The organism is Micromonospora sp. NPDC018662, assembly GCF_044391475.1.
Classification (GTDB): domain Bacteria; phylum Actinomycetota; class Actinomycetes; order Mycobacteriales; family Micromonosporaceae; genus Micromonospora.
This window is the reverse complement of sequence record NZ_JBISAC010000020.1, coordinates 1-3,489: the sequence shown is the minus strand read 5'-3', so window position 1 is coordinate 3,489 and position 3,489 is coordinate 1. Positions and strand designations below refer to the sequence as shown.

Sequence of the window (3,489 nt, the reverse complement as noted above, 5' to 3'; positions counted from 1 at the left end):
CCGGTGGGGCGCGCGCCGGGCGCCCCGGGGGTGTGTGTCTGGCGGGGGGCCCGGGGTGGGGGGGTGGGGGGGCCCCCCCCCCGCCGGGGGCGGGGGGGGGGGCCCCCCCCCCCGGGCGCGGGGGGGGGGCGCCGGTCCTCGGTCACCGGGAGTAGGGCAGGGTGATCGTCGAGCGGTCGCCGGTGCCGACCGTGCTGGGGTTGTTGCCGATGGCGTTCCACACCTCGACCTTCACCGTGCCGCCGGCCAGGTTGCCCAGCGTGCCGGTGGCCGAGGCCAGGCCCTGGGTCTGGCGGTAGCGCTCCAACCCGACGATCGGGTCGGTGGCGAAGTACCGGTAGGTCTCCACCCGGTCGAAGCTGCCGTCACCGGTCAGGTCGTACGACACCCGGGCCTGGATGCCGTTGCCGACCGCGATGCCGGCGTCGACGCCCAGGTCGAAGGCGGTGGTCCCGCCGGTGTACGTGCCGGTCAGCCCGGTGGCGGTGAAGACCTGCGGGCTGGTCGGCGTCCCGTCGTGGTTGCCGTTCGCGGCGGTGACGGTGACCGTGCCGGCCGGGCCGGCGGTGCCGTCCAGCCCGCCGCCGGACGCCAGGTAGCGGGTCGGCTCCAGCGTCGGCGCCGAGGTGCTCGGGCTGGGGCTCGGGCTGGTCGGCGTCGGGCTGGGGGTGGTCGGCGTGGGCGTCGGGGTGGTCGGGTCCGGGGTCGGCGTGGTCGGGTCCGGGGTCGGCGTGCCGGTCGGCGGGGGACCGGTCGGCACGGTCACGCCGCCGGTGGCGCTGCCGCCGCTCCAGGTGTACGCCCCGGAGGTGGCGGTCTTGCCCGCCGGCACGGTGAGCCGGGTGCCGTCGGAGAACGTGACGGTCAGCGGCGCGGCGGTGATGTTCGACGCCACGTAGGTGCGTGCGGTGCCCTTGCGGAACACCTTCGCCAGCGGGTGGTTCGCGGTGACCGTGGTGTCCACGTTGCCGAGCGCGGCGAGGTTGCGGATCCAGTGGAACGTGTGCGCCTTGCTCTCGCCCTCCTCGCTGGTGAAGGTGCTGTTCGCCCGGAAGTTGCGCAACGCCTCGTCGCCGTCGCCGAGCGCCAGGAACTCCCAGACGATGTCCTGCCACACGGTCGGCGGGCCGTTCTTGTTGGTGAGCAACTCGGCGTAGTTGGCCTTGACGTACTCGGGGTGGTCGCCCAGGTAGAGGTGACCGCCGGTGATCGGCAGCATGTTGATGCCCTGGATCATCTCGGGCGCCGAGGAGAACCAGGTGGAGTACGCGCCACCGTCGCCCCACACCATGCCGACGGTCTTGTGACCGAACGCGGCCGGGAAGTTCTCGTCGTGCACGTCGAACCAGTATTCCGAGATGGCCGCGGACTGGGTGGTCCACAGGTAGACGCCGGCGTCGCGGACGGCGGTGTTCCCGGTGGCCTGGCCCCACTGGATCAGCGCGTTGGCGAAGTTCATCCCCTCCGAGGACGACTCCTGGTTGTTGCCGGCGAAGAACGGCGCCAGGCCGGAGGCCCAGTCGTGGCCGGCGTAGATGTCGAAGTCTCGCAGGTAGGGGAAGCGGTTGTCGGCCCGGTCGTAGTTGTTGGCGTCGCGGATCAGCAGGTCGACCATGCCGCCGTAGCGGGTGCCGTCGGCCCAGCCGGGGTCGAACTTGGCCAGCGTGGCCGCCGCGGCGATGAAGTAGCCGTAGTGGAAGTGGTGGTCGTTGAGGTCCTCGTCGGAGCCGTACGAGGCGGGGTAGCCGATCAGCGTGCCCCAGTTGCGGTCGTAGTAGAAGAGCTGGCTGGTCTCGCCGGAGGAGGCGGTGAGCCAGTTGGTGAGCCGGGCCTTCATGGCCGCGACCGCCTTGTCCCGCACCGGCGCCAGCCCGAGCTGGTCGGCGATCTCGGCGATCCGGGCGGCCCGGCCGAGGCCCTTGCCGGCCCAGTAGGTGTCCTGGCCGCTGATCCCCTCCGGGTTGGCCAGCTCGGCGTTGAGGTAGTTGGTGACCGTGCTCAGGTCCGCGCCGGTGGCGTCGCCCACCGCCGGCACCTCGGGGAGCACGCCGGTGAAGCGCATCGAGGTGGTGAACGACGGCACGCCGGCGAGCACCCGCATGGCGCCGCGCGCCGAGACGTACGTCGGGGTGATCGGGGTGGCGCCGGTGAGGCTGCGCCACTGGTGCGGGTAGAGCGCCACCACCGTCTTCTTCTCGGTGCCCTCGCGGGGCGTGGTGGTGAACGCGTAGGTGGTGCGCACCGTGCCGGTGGCCTGGTCGTACGCGTAGCTCATCCGGGTGCCGGTGACGTGCGCGTGGGCGTACCGGCCGTAGGTGTCGGCCAGCGCGGCCTTGTCCGCGCCGCCGGGCAGCACGGCCACCGAGAAGTAGCCCTTGCCGGCCAGCGTCGAGCTGATGCCGGCGCCGTCGACGGTCCAGGTCGCGCCGGTCGGCGCGTACGCGACGTAGTCGTGGCCGTTGACGGTGAAGCCGATGGTGGCGCCGGAGTTGCGCCAGACCGTGGGGGTCGCGGTGGCGGTGAGCTGCGCGGCGCCGCCGCCGGTGACGGTGTAGTAGCTGAACGGCAGCCCGTGGCCGATGGTGGCCCGCATGCCGCGGCTGCCGTCGCTCCAGTCGGCGGTGACGGTCCAGTCGGTCCAGTCGGCGGCCTTGACCACCGGCGCGGCCAGTCCGGCCACCCCGACCCGGACGTCCTCGCGGTACGGGTAGTGGTATTCGCCGACGGAGGTGGCGGTGCCGCTGATCGCCGGCGTGGTGGTGTACGACAGCCCGAGCCCGTTGTTCTCGGCCTTGAACGCCAGCGGGTGGGCCTGGAGGTTCTCACTGGTCCCGCAGTTGTTGCGCTTCCAGATCAGCGAGGACCACCAGTCGTTGGTGGGGATCGCGCCGGCCGGCGCGTCGGCGGTGGCGAAGACGCGGGGGTTGGTGCTGACGGTGCCGCAGCCCCTGGGCAGCGCGGCCCCGGGTGGCAGCGTCTCGGTGTAGCTGCCCGCGCCGACGGTGCCGGCGGTGGCGGTGCCGCCACCGCCGACCACGACGCCGAGCAGGCCGGCCGCCAGCAGGGACGCGGCGGCGAGGGCGATCGCCCGGCGGCGCCGGGGAACGGACGGAACGGGGAGCGGCGGCGGTGTGGCGCCGGGGGAGACGTCCCGCAGGGGGAGGGTCATGGAGGTCCCCTTCAGAGGAGAAGGTGGTGTCCGGATGGTGGTCCGGCGGTCGAGAGAGCGCTCTCTTGAGAAGCGAGATTAGGTTCCGGTTACGCGTACGTCAATGTTTTGTTGCCCAAGAGAGCGCTCTCCCGCCCCCCTCCGGCCCTCACCCCACACCCCCACGAGCGCCCCCTTTTTCACGGAAAGAGTGGCTATCCGGCGCCGGATAGCCACTCTTTCCGTGAGCTTGTCTCATCCTGTTTGTGCTGGTCGGGGGGTCTTGACGATGGTGTGGTGGGTGTCGAGTCGCTGACCACGGGCGTGGTGATCTCCGCGGT

The 3,489-nt window shown here is 72.3% G+C and carries 1 protein-coding gene; it reads right to left on the bottom strand.

The genetic code is table 11. The annotated features are described in order from the left end of the window. Positions 1–142: 142 nt before the first annotated feature. Entirely contained in the window at positions 143–3,169 is a 3,027-nt protein-coding gene (locus tag ACH495_RS31135; protein WP_396861292.1) for a glycosyl hydrolase, read from the bottom strand. Positions 3,170–3,489 lie beyond the last annotated feature (320 nt).